This is a genomic window from Oceanospirillum beijerinckii DSM 7166 (genome assembly GCF_000422425.1).
GTDB lineage: Bacteria > Pseudomonadota > Gammaproteobacteria > Pseudomonadales > Halomonadaceae > Oceanospirillum > Oceanospirillum beijerinckii.
Genome location: NZ_AULT01000042.1, coordinates 43,358 through 60,079, shown reverse-complemented (window position 1 = coordinate 60,079; position 16,722 = coordinate 43,358). Strand labels below are relative to the sequence as shown.

The 16,722-nt window shown below is 49.0% G+C and carries 14 protein-coding genes; 10 read left to right on the top strand and 4 right to left on the bottom strand.

Annotated elements, in window-relative coordinates:
• Window positions 1-278 (bottom strand): helix-turn-helix domain-containing protein (locus H579_RS30110; protein WP_169449709.1); only part of this gene is annotated, 278 nt, incomplete at its 3' end.
• Window positions 279-626: 348 nt separating this feature from the next.
• On the opposite strand from H579_RS30110, the gene H579_RS0113095 reads away from it, so the two are divergent.
• The 9 genes from H579_RS0113095 to H579_RS0113055 all read left to right on the top strand — a co-directional run bounded on the left by H579_RS0113095 (window position 627) and on the right by H579_RS0113055 (window position 11,243).
• Window positions 627-1,904: an AAA family ATPase gene (locus tag H579_RS0113095; RefSeq protein ID WP_028301059.1), complete on the top strand. Its 1,278-nt coding sequence runs from the start codon at window positions 627-629 to the stop codon at window positions 1,902-1,904.
• Window position 1,905: 1 nt separating this feature from the next.
• Window positions 1,906-2,331, top strand: coding sequence for a hypothetical protein (locus H579_RS0113090; protein ID WP_036566274.1), 426 nt, complete (start codon window positions 1,906-1,908; stop codon window positions 2,329-2,331).
• Between the two features lie 229 nt (window positions 2,332-2,560).
• A complete protein-coding gene (locus tag H579_RS0113085) occupies window positions 2,561-3,538 on the top strand; it encodes a dipeptidase (protein ID WP_028301057.1) in 978 nt (325 codons plus the stop codon).
• A gap of 221 nt (window positions 3,539-3,759) precedes the next feature.
• Complete coding sequence (locus H579_RS0113080; protein WP_028301056.1) at window positions 3,760-4,290, top strand: 4-vinyl reductase; 531 nt, start codon at window positions 3,760-3,762, stop codon at window positions 4,288-4,290.
• Window positions 4,291-4,525: 235 nt separating this feature from the next.
• Complete coding sequence (dgcA, locus tag H579_RS0113075; protein ID WP_028301055.1) at window positions 4,526-6,589, top strand: dimethylglycine demethylation protein DgcA; 2,064 nt, start codon at window positions 4,526-4,528, stop codon at window positions 6,587-6,589.
• A gap of 186 nt (window positions 6,590-6,775) precedes the next feature.
• A complete protein-coding gene (locus H579_RS0113070) occupies window positions 6,776-8,731 on the top strand; it encodes a (Fe-S)-binding protein (protein WP_028301054.1) in 1,956 nt (651 codons plus the stop codon).
• The gene (etfA, locus tag H579_RS0113065) at window positions 8,731-9,996 is read left to right on the top strand and encodes an electron transfer flavoprotein subunit alpha (RefSeq protein ID WP_028301053.1); all 1,266 of its coding nucleotides are present in this window, start codon (window positions 8,731-8,733) and stop codon (window positions 9,994-9,996) included. The genes H579_RS0113070 and etfA overlap by 1 nt, the downstream gene beginning before the upstream one ends.
• Window positions 9,986-10,765: an electron transfer flavoprotein subunit beta gene (gene etfB, locus H579_RS0113060; RefSeq protein WP_028301052.1), complete on the top strand. Its 780-nt coding sequence runs from the start codon at window positions 9,986-9,988 to the stop codon at window positions 10,763-10,765. The genes etfA and etfB overlap by 11 nt, the downstream gene beginning before the upstream one ends.
• Window positions 10,766-11,009: 244 nt before the next feature.
• Complete coding sequence (locus H579_RS0113055; RefSeq protein ID WP_028301051.1) at window positions 11,010-11,243, top strand: hypothetical protein; 234 nt, start codon at window positions 11,010-11,012, stop codon at window positions 11,241-11,243.
• Between the two features lie 279 nt (window positions 11,244-11,522).
• On the opposite strand, the gene H579_RS0113050 is transcribed toward H579_RS0113055, so the two are convergent.
• Both H579_RS0113050 and H579_RS0113045 read right to left on the bottom strand, forming a co-directional pair.
• A complete protein-coding gene (locus tag H579_RS0113050) occupies window positions 11,523-12,929 on the bottom strand; it encodes a sigma-54-dependent transcriptional regulator (RefSeq protein ID WP_084624109.1) in 1,407 nt (468 codons plus the stop codon).
• Window positions 12,926-14,887, bottom strand: a complete 1,962-nt coding sequence (locus H579_RS0113045; RefSeq protein ID WP_028301049.1) for a HAMP domain-containing histidine kinase — start codon at window positions 14,885-14,887, stop codon at window positions 12,926-12,928. Before H579_RS0113045 ends, H579_RS0113050 begins: the two co-directional genes overlap by 4 nt.
• 149 nt (window positions 14,888-15,036) lie before the next feature.
• Here H579_RS0113045 and H579_RS0113040 point away from each other — a divergent pair, with 149 nt between their 5' ends.
• The gene (locus H579_RS0113040) at window positions 15,037-16,098 is read left to right on the top strand and encodes a TRAP transporter substrate-binding protein (RefSeq protein ID WP_245583268.1); all 1,062 of its coding nucleotides are present in this window, start codon (window positions 15,037-15,039) and stop codon (window positions 16,096-16,098) included.
• 70 nt (window positions 16,099-16,168) lie between these two features.
• On the opposite strand, the gene H579_RS0113035 is transcribed toward H579_RS0113040, so the two are convergent.
• Entirely contained in the window at window positions 16,169-16,588 is a 420-nt protein-coding gene (locus tag H579_RS0113035) for a bacteriohemerythrin (RefSeq protein ID WP_028301047.1), read from the bottom strand.
• Window positions 16,589-16,722: the final 134 nt, after the last annotated feature.

Below are 16,722 nucleotides of genomic sequence, written 5' to 3'. Positions count from 1 at the left end.
TTAAGTTTTGCAGTAACGTACTCTCTGGTTTCGTGATCTTTCAATTTTTGCCTCTGAACCCTTCTACTCATCCTCATTTGGTACATTCTCTGGGCAGGGTTAGGGTAATAAGTTGGCACGTAGTGAGTACTGATGTTCCTTTTAAGTTTACGACTAATTGTTGAGTGTGAGCGACTGAGCAGGCGCGCTATTTCACGAATTGGTCTCTTTTGATAATGAAACCAATGGAAAATCCGCTTTCTTTCACAATGACTCAAATGCGAATAATTCTTTCCCACAATGCACCTCCTTGCTAGTTGATTTAACTATAGTGGTGCACTTCCAGTTAGAACACGGGCTTGGTTTGGCGTTTTTCTAAATAATGGCTGTCCTGATTTGAATGTTCCATCTGATGTCGTTGCGACATATATTGTCGGTACTGCTTGGTTTGGTGCTTTTCTAAATAATTTATGTCAGTTTTTCTGCTATTTTTGATCGGTTTTTGTCTAACTTTTCAGTGGGATAGGTATCAATGCTAGGGTTTTCCCTAGGTGGCCTTAGGTATGAGGTGTGGTAATTTGTAATTATGAGATTAAGGTTTAATATCAGCCGTAGTAGTATGATGGTTCTTGTTGGTAGGGGGGGCTGTGGGAGAACAGCTTAAAGTAAGAAACTTTCTAGTCTTAAAGAAAGTTGATATGGACATAAAGAAAGTTAACGTTGTTATTGGCCCTCAAGCTAATGGTAAGAGTGTTATTGCGAAGTTAGTATATTTTTTTCAAGAATTATCAGCTAATTTTGTTGATAGTATTAGAAAGCAAATAACGAAAAAAGAATTAGATAAAACTATTGTTGAGAGCTTTGAGAGTAAGTTTCCTAGATACTCTTGGGATGGCAGTTCTTTTGAAATAGATTACTTTATCGGCGGTATATCAATATCTATATATGGAGAAAGAAATAGTAGAGGTAAAACTCGTGTTAAAGTTAAATACTGTAGTGATCTGGCAAGAATTTTTTTAAATAAGAAGAGATCCTATAAAAAGCGCTTCGATCAATACATGGAGCAAGAAGGCAGGAGAGGTAGGATAGTAGATTTAGAGCATATGGTGTTATACGAATGTGTTTTAGATCCTTTAAGGGAGAGCGAGTATTCCTGTTTTTTCTCAGATTCTGTCTTTATCCCAGCAACACGATCTTTTTTTGCAAACTTGCAAAAAAATATTTTTACATTTCTAGCTTCTAATTTAGATATAGATCCTTTCTTGAAAGACTTTGGACGTCTTTATGAAAATTCAAAAAGAATGTATAAGGATGGCTTCTTATTTCGTCGTAATAAAGGGCTTGCAGATGAGCTCAGCAAGTCGCTTGAAGCAATTGTAAGTGGAGATTATGAATATCATGATGAGCAAGATTGGATCGTTTCGAAAGGGAAAAAAATTAATTTAGCAAATGCTTCATCTGGGCAGCAAGAATCACTGCCCATGCTACTAGTCCTATGTATACTTCCTCTTATAAAAAATAGGAATAGTGAACATGGCATGTTTTTCATCGAAGAACCGGAAGCTCATTTGTTTCCAACCTCTCAAGGTCATATTGTTTCTATTTTGTCTCTCCTTTATGAACATTTGTCTACTAATTTTTTCATTACTTCTCACAGCCCATATATCTTGTCGGCATTAAATAACTTTATTTTAGCCTCTGATGTGGTTAGAAGTGGAGGGATTTCAGAAAGTGAGTTTGCAAAGTTAAACGGTGGTGGGAAGCCTATTAAGTTTGAAGATGTATCTGCTTATACAATTGAGTCGGGGGTCAGCAAATCAATTTGTGATGATGAATATCGGATGGTCGGTGGTGATATGTTGGATGACATCTCAGGGCATTTTGAGAATGTTATGAATCAGCTCCTTACCTTGGGAGATAACTGATATGTGTTGCCCTTATGATAGATGCAGTATCCGTTGTAATGATCCAAAAATTGTAGTTAAGGAAAATAAAAGCAGATTTGAAGTCTCAAACTCAAAACGTAAATATGTTAGCAAGATACAAGTCGATGGCTGTCTATTTGATGAAAAAAACGAGAAGTGTGATTGGATAATTGAATACGACGATCCAAGTAAAAAAGCGCTCTTTGTTGAATTAAAGGGTTGTGATTTAGATAAGGCTATATCACAACTAAAATCAACCTTAAATCTAACGAGAAAAAGGTTTAATGAGCATCAAAAAGAGTGCTATGTAGTAACAACAAGAATACCAAAGCATGGTTCTACGGTGAGGAGAAAGTGTATTGACTTTCAAAAACAGACAAAAGCAACTCTTAGCGTTAAGAATTTGAAATTTTCACTTACTATTTGATTGGTATGCGCAGCCCTAGCTGCGCTCCCTTCTCCAACCCCGCAATCTCCTCTGTCTCACCCCCAACTTGCCCATTTGCGTCACGTGACGTTTTTGGTAGCTAAGGGGTCGTTTATAGCACCTTGTCCCTAAGTCTTAAAAATTACACTGGCTTTAAATCAGCGCCAGTCCGCATCTGTTCCGGTGTGGGCGGGTTAACGTTTTAAGACGATGGAACAGGATAATAACAATGAATCCAGCAGAATTGCACAACGATGCGATCGTGATTGATGGTCTGATCTGCGCTAAGTGGGAGCGCGCTCTGTTTGAAGATATGGCAAAAGGTGGCCTGACTGCAGCCAACTGTACCGTATCTTTCTGGGAGAATTTCGAAGGCACGGTGCGCAACATCGTAGAGATGAATAACCTGATCGAAGAAAGCAGTGATCTGCTGATCAAGGTTCGCACCACCGAAGATATCTACCGTGCTAAGCAGCAGGGTAAAACCGGTGTCATGATGGGCTTCCAGAATGCCCATGCCTTTGAAGATCAGATTGGCTACGTTCAGGTATTTAAAGATCTGGGCGTGGGCATCGTGCAGATGTGCTACAACACACAAAACCTGGTCGGTACCGGCTGTTACGAGCGTGATGGTGGTCTGTCTGGTTTTGGTCGTGAAATTGTTGCTGAGATGAATAAGGTAGGCATGCTGTGTGACCTGTCTCACGTGGGTCCTAACACGGCTAAAGAAGTGATCGATGAGTCTAAGAAGCCTGTGGCTTACTCGCACTGTCTGCCATCCGGTCTGAAAGAACACCCACGTAACCGTTCCGATGAAGAGCTGAAGTACATCGCGGATAACGGCGGTTTTGTGGGTGTGACCATGTTTACGCCTTTCCTGAAAGCGGGTATTCACGCCACTATCGATGATTACGTTGAAGCGATTCGCTACGTGTACAACATCGTGGGTGAGGATGCGATCGGCATCGGTACTGACTTTACCCAAGGTCAGGACCAGAACTTCTTCGAATACCTGACACACGATAAGGGTTATGCCCGTCGTCTGACTCGCTTTGGCGAGATTATCAATCCTAAAGGCATTCGCACCATTGGCGAATTCCCGAATCTGACCGAAGCCCTGTTGAAGGACGGTTTCTCTGAAACTCAGGTCCGCAAGATTATGGGTGACAACTGGGTCAACCTGTTGAAAGAAGTTTGGGGCTCATAAGGCCTTTTTATGGGGTGGCCTCTGTTTGAGCAAATAGAGTTGCCGCCCCTGTTTTTTGATTTCAATTGTTACGCATAACCTAAATAAACCAAGCTGGGTGATATCGATTTCTACGCTCGATGTTGCCCTCTGACTGGTCGGGTCGTTTTCAACAAGGTTGTTTTTCGACATGAAAACCGGCGATTCGGTCAGGCAAGCGCACTGAATAAGAGGAAATAACAATGGGTGTACACGCGCCAGAGATGCCAATCAACGTTGATGACGAAACCGGTGTATGGACGACAGACGCACTGCCGATGCTGTACGTACCGCGCCACTTCTTCGTCAACAACCACATGGGTATTGAAGAAGAGATTGGTGCTGAGAAGTACGCTGAGATTCTGTACAAGGCTGGTTACAAGTCTGCTTACTACTGGTGTGAAAAAGAAGCGGCTGAACATGGTCTGAGCGGTGCTGAAGTGTGGGATCACTACATGAAGCGTCTGTCTCAGCGTGGTTGGGGTTTCTTTATCACTGAAGAGCTGGATATTGAAGCCGGTACCGCCAAAGTACGTCTGGAAAACTCTGCCTTTGTTTACCAATACGGCAAAGTGAACCGCAAGGTGGATTATATGTTCACCGGTTGGTTCGCGGGTGCTCTGGATCAGATCGCTGAAAGCCTGGGTTATGACGTACGCACGAAAGCGGAACAGACTCAGTGTGCGGCTGAAGAGGGTTGTGATGTGGGTTACTTCGAAGTAACGCCACTGTAAACACTGCACCTGATTCAGTTTCGTTGAACCGTCTGGACTATCTGAGAGACCAGACGGTTCGCACTAAACGGCCCAAACAATACAGTAGGCCGGTTAGCAAGAAACCGGCAGAGCATCGAGAACATTAACAATGACTCCGCTCTGCACAGAATAATTAAAACCTGTCAGCAACGTGTGTCAAAAAACCTGCGCACTGTTTAGACCGGATAAGCAAGAAAGAGATGGGGTTCCGATTATGTCCCAGTTTGATGTGCTGTTTGAGCCACTCAAAATTAATAAACTGACCATCCGTAACCGTATTGTCAGTACCGCCCACGCCGAGGTATACGCCACAGATGGTGGTATGACCACGGACCGTTATGTGAAGTATTACGAAGAAAAAGCCAAGGGTGGTTGTGGTCTTTGTATTTGTGGTGGTTCCAGTGTGGTATCCATCGACAGCCCGCAAAGCTGGTGGAGTTCGGTGAACCTGTCTACCGACCGTATTATTCCTCATTTCCAGAATCTTGCCGATGCAGTGCATAAGCACGGCGGTAAGATCATGATTCAGATTACCCATATGGGGCGTCGTTCCCGTTGGGACGGTGAGAACTGGCCGAACCTGATGTCCCCATCCGGTATTCGTGAGCCTGTTCACCGCGCCACCTGTAAGACCATTGAAGAAGAAGAGATCTGGCGTGTAATCGGCGACTTCGCGCAAGCGGCCCGTCGTGCGAAAGAAGGTGGCCTGGACGGTGTTGAGCTGTCTGCCGTACACCAGCATATGATCGATCAGTTCTGGTCACCACGTGTGAACAAACGTACCGACCAATGGGGCGGCACGTTTGAAAACCGTATGCGCTTTGGTATGGAAGTACTGAAAGCGGTACGTGAAGAAGTGGGGCCTGATTTTGTAGTGGGTCTGCGTATCACGGGCGATGAGTTCCACCCGGACGGTCTGAACCACGACGATATGAAAGAGATCGCCGCTTACTACAACGCCACCGGTCAGATCGACTACTTTGGCGTAGTGGGTTCCGGTTGTGATACGCACAACACTCTGGCGAACGTTATTCCAAACATGAGCTACCCGCCTGAGCCGTTCCTGCACCTGGCAGCCGGTATCAAGGAAGTGGTGGATGTCCCGGTTATTCACGCACAGAACATCAAAGATCCAAACCAGGCCAAGCGTATTATTGAAGCCGGTTGTGTTGATTTTGTCGGTATGACCCGTGCACACATCGCTGATCCGCACCTGATCGCCAAGATCAAGATGGATCAGGTGGATCAGATTCGTCAGTGTGTGGGTGCTAACTACTGTATTGACCGTCAGTACATGGGTTTGGACGTGCTATGTATCCAGAACGCGGCAACCTCCCGTGAGTATATGGGCCTGCCTCATATCATCGAGAAAACCGATGGTCCGGTTCGTAAGGTTGTGGTTGTGGGCGGTGGCCCTGGTGGTCTGGAAGCGGCCCGTGTAGCAGCTGAGCGTGGCCATAATGTGACTCTGATCGAAAAAGCCGATGAGCTGGGTGGTCAGTTAACACTGGCAGCCAGAGCACCACAGCGTGATCAGATTGCCGGTATCACCCGTTGGTTGGTGATGGAGCTGGAACGTCTGGGTGTGGATATCCGTCTGGGTACTGCGGCTGATGAAAATCTGGTACGTGAGCTGAAGCCTGACGTGTGTGTACTGGCGACCGGTGGTCGTCCGTTTGTCGAGCAAAACCCTGAGTGGGGCGCGGACGAAGGTCTGATCACCGCAAGCTGGGATATCCTGAGCGGCAAGGTAGAGCCTGGTAAAAATATCCTGATCTACGACACCATCTGTGAGTTCTCCGGTATGTCGACAGCGGATTACGCGGCGGCAAAAGGCTCTCTGGTTGAGCTGGTAACCGACGATATCAAACCAGGTGTTGGTATTGGTGGTACGACCTTCCCAACTTACTACCGTTCTCTGTATGAGAAAGAAGTGATCATGACTTCTGACTTCCTGCTGGAGAAGGTATACCGCGAAGGTGACAATCTGGTAGCCGTACTGGAAAACGAGTACACCGGTCAGCGCGAAGAGCGTGTGGTTGATCAGGTGGTGGTTGAAAACGGTATTCGTCCAAACGAAGAGCTGTACTATGCCCTGAAAGAGGAGTCCCGTAACAAGGGCCAGATCGATAATGAAGCTCTGTTCGATATCAAGCCTCAGCCAGTGCTGAGTGAATCGGGGGACGGCATGATTCTATGGCGTCTGGGTGACTGTGTATCTCAGCGTAATGTACATGCGGCCATGTACGACGCCTTACGCCTGTGTAAGGACCTATAAGGATTCGCCATTGCGGCCCGACTAGGCTTTCAGATCACTCTGAGTCGCTCGGGCTGTTTTTTAAGGCCAGTTTACGGCCTATATGGTTCGGTCCGAATAGGGTGATACCTGCCCAATTCTCTACTCTTTCAACCTAATGGGGTAGGTATCACCTGCCTCAGCTCCTGCTCTATAAGGGGAGATGTTATGTCCTTTGAATGGTTACATCCCGCTCTGATTGCAACAGCCCTGGTGCTGGCGGTAATCGGTGCTGTGCGCCGTGTTAGCCTATGGCGTGCAGGCCAGCCGGACCAGGTTAATCTGATGGCTGGTTTGATGGCGATGCCTAAGCGCTATCTACACGACCTTCACGATGTCGTTGAACGCGACAAATATATGTCCAAAACCCACGCCGCAACCGGTGGTGGTTTTGTCCTGTCTGCTGTGCTTATTATTCTGGTACATCTGTTTGATGTGGATAGCCAGATTCTGGCCTGGGCACTGTTAGCCTCATCCGCACTGATGTTTGTTGGTGCTCTCTTTGTCTTTAAGCGTCGCTTAAATCCTCCGAGCCGTATCTCAAAAGGTCCTTGGATGCGTCTGCCAAAAAGTCTGCTGGCGTTTGCGGGTTCGTTTTTTATCCTGACGCTACCTGCTGCGGGCATATTGCCGGAAGGCTTTTTATTACAAACGGGCAATGTGCTGCTGACAGTCGTACTAACCGCGCTGATTATCTGGGGCATGGGCGAGATGTTCTTCGGCATGTCCTGGGGCGGTCCGATGAAGCACGCCTTTGCCGGTGCTCTGCACCTGGCTTTCCACCGTCGTCAGGAACGTTTTGGCGGTGGCCGTTCTACAGGTCTTAAGCCTGTCGATCTGTCTGTCGTTGAAGAGTTCAACCCAGCCACCAGCGATAAGCAGGTTCTGGGTGTCGCTAAGCCAAAAGACTTTAAGTGGAACCAGCTACTGGGCTTTGATGCTTGCGTACAGTGTGGTCGCTGTGAAGCCATGTGTCCGGCGTTTGCGGCGGGCCAACCACTTAACCCGAAAAAACTGATACAGGATATGGTAATCGGTTTGGCCGGTGGTGATGACGCCAAATATGCGGGCAGTCCTTACCCAGGAAAAGAAGTCGGTAACGCCAAAGGTGGTCCTGAGCTGATTATCACCGATGGTCTGGTTTCACCGGAAACCCTGTGGTCGTGTACTACCTGTCGTGCCTGTGTCGAAGAGTGCCCAATGATGATTGAGCACGTGGATGCCATCGTTGATATGCGTCGCTTCCTGACCATGGAAAAAGGTGAGACGCCAAACAAGGGCGCTGAGATTCTGGATAACATTATCGCCACCGATAACCCGAACGGTTACTCGCCTGCCAGTCGTACTAACTGGGCAGCGGATCAGAACCTGCCGGTGATGAGCGACGTTAAACAGGCGGAAGTGCTGTTCTGGGTATCAGATGGTGCCTTTGATATGCGCAGTCAGCGTATCCTGCGCTCTTTCGTCAAACTGCTGAAAGCGGCTAATGTTGACTTCGCGGTACTGGGTGATGAAGAGCTGGACAGTGGTGATGTGGCCCGTCGTCTGGGTGATGACGCCGCGTTCCAAAACTTGGCGAAGCGTAACCTGGAGACGCTGTCCAAGTACAAGTTCAGCAAGATTGTGACCACAGATCCTCACGCTTACCACTGTCTGCGTAACGAGTATCAGGATCTGGGTTCAAATGCGCTGGATGGTGTTGAAGTTCTGCACCACACCACCTTCCTGAATGAACTGGTTCAGGCCGGTAAACTGCGTCTGGATAGCTTTAACGGTGGCACCGTGACCTATCACGATCCTTGCTACCTGGGCCGTTACAACGGTGAATACGAAGCGCCGCGTGAACTGCTGCGTTCTCTGGGCATTGAGATCGCTGAGATGGAGCGTTCCGGTTTCCGTTCCCGCTGTTGTGGCGGTGGCGGTGGTGCGCCGATTACGGATATTCCGGGTGAGCGCCGTATTGCTGATATGCGTATGGAAGAAGTGAACAGCACAGGTGCTGAACTGGTAGCGGTAGGCTGTCAGCAATGTACCGCCATGCTGGAAGGCGTGGCTGAACCACGCCCTGAAGTAAAAGATATCGCTGAGATTCTGGCGGGTCAGCTGATCGAGGAGGTGCACTAATGAGTGGTGAAGGCTCTTTTGAGGTACTGCGCAGAGATCCTCGTGCCGAGTGGATCGCCCGTAACCGCCTGCACCCGTTGCATGGCACCATCAATGTGGGTGAAGAAGCGGAAGTACGTGGTCCTTCCGGTCTGATTCGTAAGAATCCGCACAAGGTGGGCTTTATCGGTCCTAATGGCATCAAGCGTATTGATCGCCTGAAAGGTAACGCCACTGCAGCCGGTCTGGGTCGTCGCAGCAGTGGTCCGCAGGAAGTACAGCTGCCGCTGCATGCGGTTGAAAACCCTGACTTCTACATCGTAGTCGTGCCGGATCTGGTGGGTGGTCGTCTGACCAGTCAGGACAAAGATGTTCTGGGTCAGGCGCACAAGTTAGTGAAAGGCATTGACGGCGAAGGCGCTGTTGTTGCTGTCTGCTTTGGCGAAAGTAAAGAAGAAGGTTATGACACCGCCGGTGTGGATCGCTTGATCCACCTGGGCGGTGAAGAGTATGAAGGTTTTGCCCCAGAGCAACGTCTGGCTGCCCTGATGCAGGTGGAAGCTCAACTGCAACCGAAACATTGGCTGTTCCCGGACAGTGTTCACGGTGGTGCCGATCTGGGTTCCCGTCTGGCGGCACGTTTAAGCGAACGTCCTGCGGTTCAGGCGTGGCAGGTAGATCATGCCTCTACCGTCAGTCGCGGTGCCAGTGGCAGCAAGGATATTCAGCGTGCCACGCCACGTATCCTGCTGTTGGCGGAAGAGTGTGCTGATCCGATTGATGAAACCCGTCATGAGGCCCAGGCTATCGAACTGGCGGCGATACCTCTGACGATTACCCGTCTGAAAGATCAGGGACAGGTGGCGGTTGATCCAAACGCCATCCCTCTGGCTGAAGCCGAGTTTATTCTGTCGGCGGGTAACGGTATCCATAACTGGGAGCAGTTCCACGAAGCCGCCGAAGTGCTGGGCGCTACCGAAGGTGCCAGCCGTGTGGCGGTGGATGATGGCTTTATGCCGCGTTTCCGTCAGGTGGGTGCCACTGGTACCTGGGTAACGGCCCGCGTTTATATCGCCGTGGGTATCTCGGGTGCAATTCAGCATATGCAGGGTATCGGCCAGTGTGACAAGGTGATCGCGATCAACAGCGACGCCGGTTGTGACATGGTGAAACGTGCCGCTCTGAGTGCTATTGGCGACAGTGAAGAGGTGCTGGCTGAGTTGATCAAACTGATGCAGGCTCATAAAGCCGAGCAAGCTGAAGGAGGTGACCAAAATGCCGCTTAATGTTGTTTCTTTGGTCTCTGTTGGCCGTCACCCTCAGTCCGGTCGTCAACGTCGTGCCGAGCAGGATGGTCGTGCCGTTGAGCTGGGTATGAACCTGAAAGTGGTCCAAAACAGTCAGCTGACCGTACTACATGCCGGTGCGTCGTCTGAACCTGTTCTGCGCACCTATGCGGGTATGGGTCTGCCAGAGCTGAAAGTACTGGAACTGGCCGAGCAAGATGATGCCGTACCGGCACTGGGCGATTACCTGCAATCGGCCAATGCGGATATCGTGCTGACTGGTGTGCGCGCTGAGAGCGGTGAGTCCTCAGGTATGGTGCCTTATCTTCTGGCGGAACAGTTGGGCTGGCCGCTGGTGCCGCGTATCGCGGATATCGTCTCCATTGATGATGGTGTCGCTGAGATCCTGCTGGCATTGCCACGGGGTCAACGTCGTGCGGTCAGTGTACCGCTACCGTTTGTCGCAAGCGTTGATAACGCAGCGGCGGAAGCACGCCAAACCGCTTATGGTCCGGGTATGCGTGCCCGTATCGAAGGCAATAAAGCCGTTACCGAAGTGGATGAGGTACGTGCGGGTTGGCAAGAAAGTGATGCCAAACCACGTCCTAAACGTCTGAAAGTGGTGAAAGCTAAAACTGCGGCGGATCGTTTTAAAGCCGCTACTGCCAAGCCTCAGGGTAAAGCGGGTAAGGTGATGAAGAGTGAGTCGGCCAAGGAACAGGCGGAAGAGATCTTCAAACTCTTACTGGAGGAAAAGGTCATTAAGTAGGGCTTGGTTTATCAATTAAGCCTTAATGCACCGTTTCGACAGGGCTCCGTTAACTGGATGTTAATCGGAGTCCCTTTGCGTTTTACAGGCGTTAAAAGCAGTCGCTACAATGACGCTTTTTTGAATGCCCGAGAAGATAGTAAGAACTAAAATAAATTATAAAGACTGGGTTTATACACCTTGATTTCGGCGGCTGAAGCCGATTAGGTTGTCAGACTCTGATGCAATTTTAGGAGACGTTACCATGATGTTCGCTGATTTAGTCGACGAAGTAGATTTCAAAGCCCTGCTGATCGCCTGTTCGGCGCCGATTACTCCTGAGCAAACACTGGAGGAGTGCCAAGGGGTTGTCAGTAAGTGGCTACAGGAAACGCCCGAGATGCGAGAACCGCTTCGGGCTGAAGTACGGGCGCTTGAAAAGAAAGACTATAGCCTGTTGCCTGAAGTACAGGACTTTATTCAACAAGTATTGAATTAAAGCGGCGTACTGTCTTTAGTGCTCCCAGTATGGCTCTCTGTAGCCGTAGATAAAGGTAAGTGGGTTTTGGTATTGTCCTTAACCCTTAACCCTTAACCCTTAACCCTTAACCCTTAACCCTTAACCCTTAACCCTTAACCCTTAACCCTTAACCACTCTTAACCCCGTAACTCTTAACCCCGTAACTCTTAACCCCGTAACTTTTAACCTTTCCACCCATGAGCCTATGCCGAACCAGAAGACGTTACCTTGTGATGCGGTGTTATATATGAGGCTATCTTATTCTTTGTCGGTAAAGTTACTGCGCTCAAGCCCGTATTTTTTCATACGTAAATAGAGCTTTTTCCGGGGAATGTCCAACGCTTGGGCGGTTAATTCCGCTTGGCCTTTATTCGCTTTCAGGGCGTTGATAATGACTTGCTTCTCGTAATGCTCTACCAGCTCATCCAGGTTGCCCTGCTGAGGGATCCGTGGTGCTTCGGCCAGATTGGGGAGTGGCAAACCCAAAGCCCAGCGTTCAGCGGCATTACGCAGTTCGCGCACATTACCAGGCCAGGATTGCAGGGTGAGCTGGCTTAACAAAGCTTCCGGTATCGGACGACTGTCACGGTTAAAACGTTGATTGGCTTGTTCAACAAAGTGGCTGAATAACAGTGGGATATCGTCTTTACGTTGATCCAGGCTTGGAATATCCAGGCTGGCGACATTCAGGCGGTAGTAGAGATCTTCCCGGAAGCGGCCTTCATCGGCGCTGATTCTTAGATCTTCTTTCGAAGCCGCCACCACCCGGATGTCCACATTAATATTTTCATTGCCGCCCAACCGCTGCAGGGTACGTTCCTGCAATACCCGCAGTAAACGGATCTGTAGCGAGTGAGGCATGCTTTCGATCTCATCCAAGAATAGAGTACCGCCACAAGCGTACTCGATCTTGCCAATACGACGCTTATTGGCTCCGGTAAAAGCGCCGGCTTCATGGCCAAATAGCTCGCTTTCAATCACCGACTCGGTGACTGCGCCACAGTTCAGAGCTACAAAGGGCTTTTTTGCTCTGGGGCTAAAATCATGCAGACATTTGGCGACCACCTCTTTACCTGTTCCGGTGGCACCATTGATGATCAGATCAACATCGATCTGAGCCAGTTGCAGTACCAGCTCCCTTAACTGAACCATGGCAGGAGTTTGACCCACCAGACGGTTTTCAATCTCATGTTGACCACCAATAACCTGGCGTAAACAGCGGTTTTCCAGAACCAGGTGCCGTTGGTTCCAGGCTCTTTGTATGGTATTAAGTTGGTGCTCCGGGTCGTCGTTCTTCTCCAGAAAATCGTAGGCTCCCAGGCGAATGGCCTGAATTGCAATGGCAATATCACCATGGCCACTGAACATGATTACCGGAATCTCAGCATCAATCTCCAGTATTTTCTGCAATACATCCAGCCCATGCATCATATTCATGCGCACATCACAGATAATTACGCCCTGCCAATCCTGAGCACAGTATGCCAAGGCTTCATTCGGATCTTCAAACGCCAATACCTGGTATCCCTCTAATTCAAGGGTTTGGGTCATGGAGTCCCGTACGATCTCCTCATCATCAATTACAATCACCTGTCCTGTATGTCGGGGCGTGTGCGCGGCTGCGGGTGACAGTGGGTTTATCTCTTGTAACGGCGACTGGCTCATGACTGTGGGCTCCGGTATGCTGGCAGTTGAATACAAAAGGAGGCACCCTGTCCGGCCTGGTCATCAACCATCAACTTGCCACCAAAACTCTTAATAATATTAAAGGAGATCGATAAGCCCAGACCCAAACTCAGGTTACGGGGTTTTGTGGTAAAAAACGGCTCAAACAGGTGCTCCCTGGCTGCCTGACTGATCCCCGGTCCATTGTCCTGTATCTGAATCATGACCTGATCTTTTCCTTGTGATATTGCTGCCGGCCGGAGGCAACGAATATGGATATAGCGTTCGTCCTGTTCCGTCATGGCATCCAAAGCGTTCGTCATCAGGTTCATCACCACCTGTTCCAACTGTACGCTGTCTGCACAAACTTTAGGCAGATCGTCCTGACAGTCAATTTCGATCACGGTCTGTTTTCTGACTTCATCACCTTCCAGCATCAAAAGCACGCTTTCTATCACTTGCTGTACATCCACTGCAACCAGATTGGTTTGCTGTTTACGTGCTAAAGCTTTTAAACGGGTGATAATGGTGGCGGCCCGTTTGGTCAGGTTGGAGATCTGTTTCAGGTTTTTCTCGGTGTCTTCCAGGCGACCGGCGTTGAGCAGGCGCACCCCGTTATGGGAGTAGTGACCAATAGCGGATAATGGCTGGTTGATCTCATGGGCAATACCTGCCGACAATTGTCCTAGCGCCGCCAGTTTACCGGCTTGTACCAGCTCCTCCTGGAGTGTTGACAGTTGATCCCGAAAGCTCAGTAATGATCGGGCCATCGCTGTAATCTCGTCATTGCCTTTGACCTCAACAGTCTGTTCCAGATTGCCGTCGGCGATGGCGCGCATACTGGCATCCAGCCTTGTGATGCGTCCCACCATATTTCGACCAACATACAGCCAGACAATAATGATAGAGAGCAGCAAACTGGTCGCTACCATCAACAGCATCCAGATACGTCCTTTGCGGATGGTTTGTTGGGCATTGGCAGCGGAAGCCTGAGCCGCTTGCTCTGTCTGCTCTGTCTCTGCAGCGATCTGTTGGTTTAACAGGTCCAGTTCGGTGCGGCTTCGGCTGAGCTGCAATTCACCATCCTGTAAAATTTTTCGCTCCTGGCTGCGGATCGCAAACATATTGTTCTCGCCACCGGTGAGGAATACGATATTTACGATGGTATTTTTTAATGTTTGCACGCCATGGAGCTTATCCAGCGCCTGCATATCCTGCTTAATTCGTTGGATAATTTCATCGGAATAGGCCTGGGTAGCGATCAGTGAGTTCAGGTCCGGCAGGTGCTGGGCCCGGTCCACAAGGTTGATCAACAGGTTGACATCGGCCTTGATACGGTACAAGTACTGCAAGTCGGTATTGATGCTTTGCGTGGCTTCCTGACCGTAGCTGTTCATCACTATCCAGGAATCCGGCATCTGTTGGTTGTAGTGACTGAACAGGCTGCGCTGAACCTCTTCAATCAGAGAATTGATATCACTGAGGAAGCTGGCCGCCACCCAGCGTAAACGGCGGTTTTCAGCTTGTTTCTGCTGCTGAATATCCAGTTTATGCAGTACATTGCTATTCAGTTCGGTCAAAGAGGCTTTGATGGCTTCAATCTGCTCAAATAACGTTTGCTGCGCCTGATGGTCCTGAGTCACCGCTGAAATTTTGGGTAACAGGTTTGTCATTTCCTGGAGGTTGAGCTTCAGCTCACGCTCAATCAGCTCTCGGCTGATCTCATCATCTGCCGCCAATAATGTCGGGGCCATCAGGGTGATACGCGTGCCCTGTTCTTTCAGCTCGGTCATCAGGCTCAGGGTATGGATATTACCTTCTACCACCTGATTCAGTTCATCACCCAGACGATTGTAGGACACCCAGCTGATTATTCCTGCCAGCAAAGTCAGGGCACTGAGTGCGCCAAAGGCAAAGAAAAAGCGACTGCGGATACCAAAGCGATTGATGTTTTTCATAGAGTCCGGGATAAAGTTTTGTTTAGTAGCTTGATTAAGGGTACTCTGGAAAATTAATGAATACACCCTGGGTTATTAATTTTTAGCTGCTACAGTGTTGCAGCTGGTATTCGATTGAAGCCCTGATGTTTGCCTGCGGTAACACCTTGATGATAAAGCGATTTAAACGTTTTTTTACTCTGATCTCAGTCTGCCTGATGACTTGGTTTATCAGTCATAACCTGTCGGCTAATGATACCCTGATCTTTAAAGCGGTAGGGACCTGGGGTTACTTTACCAACTATCAAAAACATGAAGGTCCATTCTGGAATCAGCATATTGCTGAGGTAAGTGACAGGCAGATTATAGGTGAGATTACACCTCATTCTGAACTGGATTTACAAGGTTACGAGATCATGCGCCTGGTGAAAAACGGTGTGTTTGATTTTGCTTTTGGTATGTCGGGTTATGTGACGCCCGAAAGTGCTATCTTCGAAGGCGGTGATCTGTCTTCCCTGGCACAGAATATCTCGGTGCTGCGTCGGGTGTCTGAGGCTTATTTTCCAACATTGGAGCGTGCCTTTGCCGAGAAATATAACGCCAAGTTGATGCTACTGTACCCCTTCCCCAGCCAGATGATCTGGTGTAAACAGCGTATTAATAACCTTGGGGATTTAAAAGGTAAGCGTGTGCGGGTTTATCTGGAAACTCTGGGGGACTTTATTGATGGTATTGGTGCAGTACCCGTTAATGTCCGTTTTAATGATGTGCCTCAAGCCCTGCAACAGGATGCGATTGATTGTGTGATTACTGGCACCATGTCCGCTTATACAGTAGGCCTGCACAAATACACTCCCTATGGTTTTACTTTACGGGTCGGTTGGGGGTTATCATTTGGGGCTATGAACCTTAATAAATGGCACCGCTTGAATGATCAGCAAAAGCAGCTGCTGCAACAAGAGATCGCCATCCTGAACGATAATATGTGGAAAGAAACGGCTACTGAGGATGCTGTCGCGCTGGCGTGTTTGTCCAATGGTCCCTGTGAACTGGGAAGCAATGGCGGCATGACATTAGTGAAACCTTCAGCTCAGGATCTGCTCATTCGTGACAGGGTCGCAAAAGAAGTTATTTTGCCACGCTGGGCCGAACGCTGTGGTCCTGAATGTGCTGCGAACTGGAATCGTACCGTGGGCAAGGTGCTGGATCTTACAGCACAAGCCTTGCCCTGACGGGGTGTGTCGAATCGTGTAAGCCTCTAAGAGTAGGTCTACGAGGGAAGAGGTCTACGAGGAAATAGGTCTAAGAGGCCTCTTCAATATGATGGGGATGCCAGCTGGCGTTATAGTTCAGGAACGAAGCCAGGGGCTCATCCCAGATTTTCTCGTGATCGTGTTGCCATTGGCACAGTGACCAATGAACTTTCTGAATATCGGCCCCATCTGATTCCAAAACGTTCTGATATTCATCCAGCTGCTTCAGAAATAGTTGGTGTTGCTCTCTATGGGCATCATAACGCTCATAACCCGTCATCTGCATAAAGCGCTCTTCCTGATCAAAATGATCAATGACTTCCCGGCGCAGGCTGGCCAGTAATGCAGGTATTGCCTGTTTAGTTGCCAATGGCAGTGCGCCCAGTAAGGCAGTAAATCTATGATGGGCTTTGTCCATGGCGGGCTGATCATAGTGTTGGGTGCGTAGATCGGCGATTAGATCTGACATGGCGGTCTCTCCCACGGTTCTTTCCGTATTACTCAAGCTTGTTGTTTCAGCGGTTGGATAACAGATATCTCTCGGTTTTACTTTTATCGGTATCTACATTGGAGAGACTTTTTGTTCGGGCCTCTTTGGCGACT